Source organism: Hydrocoleum sp. CS-953, from assembly GCF_002260545.1.
GTDB lineage: Bacteria > Cyanobacteriota > Cyanobacteriia > Cyanobacteriales > Microcoleaceae > Trichodesmium.
This window is the reverse complement of the sequence record NZ_LGSU01000287.1, coordinates 1-2632: the sequence shown is the minus strand read 5'-3', so window position 1 is coordinate 2632 and position 2632 is coordinate 1. Positions and strand designations below refer to the sequence as shown.

At 35.2% G+C, this 2632-nt stretch carries 2 protein-coding genes; one reads left to right on the top strand and one right to left on the bottom strand.

What is annotated here, in order from left to right:
* Positions 1–188: 188 nt before the first annotated feature.
* On the bottom strand, positions 189–1622 hold the full coding sequence (locus AFK68_RS02605; protein ID WP_094671395.1) for a circularly permuted type 2 ATP-grasp protein: 1434 nt from the start codon (positions 1620–1622) through the stop codon (positions 189–191).
* Between the two features lie 313 nt (positions 1623–1935).
* On the opposite strand from AFK68_RS02605, the gene AFK68_RS02600 reads away from it, so the two are divergent.
* Positions 1936–2511 (top strand): zinc ribbon domain-containing protein, encoded by a 576-nt coding sequence (locus AFK68_RS02600; RefSeq protein ID WP_094671393.1) that lies wholly within the window; start codon positions 1936–1938, stop codon positions 2509–2511.
* Positions 2512–2632: the final 121 nt, after the last annotated feature.

The window sequence follows — 2632 nt, the reverse complement described above, 5'->3', positions numbered from 1 at the left end:
GGGTTTTTTATATTCAACTGAGTTACAATTTAGTAATTATCTTTATTCCCTAGTACCTAAACTCGTAAAATATGGAAAAATTAAAAAAGCGGTCAGCACTCAGCAAGATTATTTTTTTTTAGTTGAGAAGGGAATTTCAACCCAGAGTTGTAAAAGCTGATAGCTGAATGCTAAAAGCTGATAGCTAGTTAATCACATAAAACCCAAGTATCTTTACTCCCTCCACCTTGGGAAGAATTAACAACTAAAGAACCTTTTTTCATTGCCACTCTAGTCAGACCACCCGGATGAACATAAATGTCTTTTCCATACAAAATATAAGGGCGTAAATCAACATGACATCCTTCAAATTTATCCTCAAATATAGTCGGAACTCTAGATAAAGATAGAGTAGGTTGAGCAATATAATTACGCGGATTAGCTTGAATTTTTTCTGCAAATTCTGCTCTTTGTTCTACAGTTGATTGAGTACCTACTAACATCCCATAACCACCAGCTTCATTAGCTGATTTAACCACAAGTTTATCTAAGTTTGCCAAGACATAATCTAACTGTTGTTTTTCCCAACATAAATAGGTAGGAACATTAGGTAAAATTTGCTCTTCTCCCAGATAATAACTAATCATTTGAGGCACATAAGCATAAATAACTTTATCATCGGCTACACCAGTTCCCAAAGCATTAGCAAGGGCAACACGACCATTACGATAAACCTCCATTAATCCGGGTATTCCTAACAGAGATTCAGGATTAAAAGCCAAAGGATCGATAAAATTATCATCCATACGTCTATAAATAACATCTACTCGCTGTAAACCCTTAGTAGTTCGCATTTGCACATATCCATCAGCAACTACTAAATCTCTACCTTCAACCAATTCTACTCCCATTTGTTGAGCTAAAAATGAATGTTCAAAATAGGCAGAATTATAAATACCAGGAGTCAAAACTACCACAGATGTATGTGACAAATAAGAAGGTGCTAAATTCAGAAGAGTTTCTAATAAATAACTAGGATAATTATCAACAGGTCTAATTCCTAAAGCAGCAAAAATTTGCGGAAACGTAGTTTTCATTACCCGACGATTTTCCAACACATAAGACACACCTGAAGGGCAACGCAAATTATCTTCTAAAACAAACCATTTACCATCTTTATCCCTAACTAAATCTGTTCCAGTAATATGACACCAAATTCCTCCCGGTGGTTTTAATCCTATACAAGGTTTGAGAAATCCAGAAGCAGAATTAATTAACTCTAGAGGAATAATTCCATCCTTAATAATTTTTTGTTCCCCATATATATCTGCAATAAATAAATTAAGAGCGTGAATTCTTTGCTTCAAACCTGTTTCTAAAAAATTCCACTCTGAAACAGAAATTATGCGTGGTACAACATCAAAAGGAAAAATACGTTCCGTACCTTGACTATCACCATAAACATTAAAAGTTGCCCCAAGCTTCATCATTGCGACCTGTGCAGCTTTTTGTCGCATCAATAATTCCCCTGTAGATAGAGAATTAATTCTTTCTATCAATAATTTAGCTTCTGGGCGAGGTTTATTTTTAGTGATGAAAAGTTCATCATAGAATTCACCCGGATTATAAGAATCAAATCGCACTGTTTTTCTTTATAATTTATTAACTACTTTAGTATTTAATAATTAAACTTTTATTATTATATAAGTCACTATAAAAATTACATGATTTAATAACAATTTTATAAGATTGTTATTATGTATACAATATAAGTAGAATAAACAGGAAAAATTAGGTCGAAAAATTATGGCTTACAAATGCGAACTTGGAAATGGCCAGGAAGTTTATATAGAAAATCAGGGACTACAAACTGTAGTAACTCTTGCTAGTGGTGGCCCTGGTNTATTATGTATACAATATAAGTAGAATAAACAGGAAAAATTAGGTCGAAAAATTATGGCTTACAAATGCGAACTTGGAAATGGCCAGGAAGTTTATATAGAAAATCAGGGACTACAAACTGTAGTAACTCTTGCTAGTGGTGGCCCTGGTCAACAACAACAGGCAAGTACAGGTTTTCAAACTGGTAAATGGACTGTACCACCAACTTTGTTGAGAACTGCTACTGGGGTAATTTTGCGGATAGAGTCGGAACAAGGGCAATCTTTTGTTCAGTTACAAGCAGGTGGAATAAGTACCATAAGTGGAACACCTGCTTTGGGTGATGCTGAGGTTTTGTCACTGCAACAAGTGGAGACTAGACAGAGCCAAGGTATGCCACCTATCGAACCAATGAAACCTATGGAACCAATGAAACCTATGGAACCGATGAAACCTATGGAACCGATGAAACCAATGAAAATGGGTAATATGGAAATGAATATGAACCCAATGCAGATGCGAATGGGTAATATGTCGATGCAAATGGGTTCAAGTTCATCCGCAACTCCTGGAAAACGTTTTTGTCCTCAATGTGGTGCTGCGGTAACACCAAGCGATCGCTTTTGTTCAAGTTGCGGTTATCAGTTGTAATTTCAATATAGCAATTTCATTAAATCAAGATTTACGCAGAGGTACTACATATAGGGTTAAAAAACTATAACGTTATAGTTTTGAACGCTATACACATGGTCTTTGCGTAAGTCCTATAAAT

Bases quoted from the DNA above. Each gene is read 5' to 3' on its own strand.
- AFK68_RS02600 (WP_094671393.1), top strand. From the start codon at position 1,936: ATGGCTTACAAATGCGAACTTGGAAATGGCCAGGAAGTTTATATAGAA.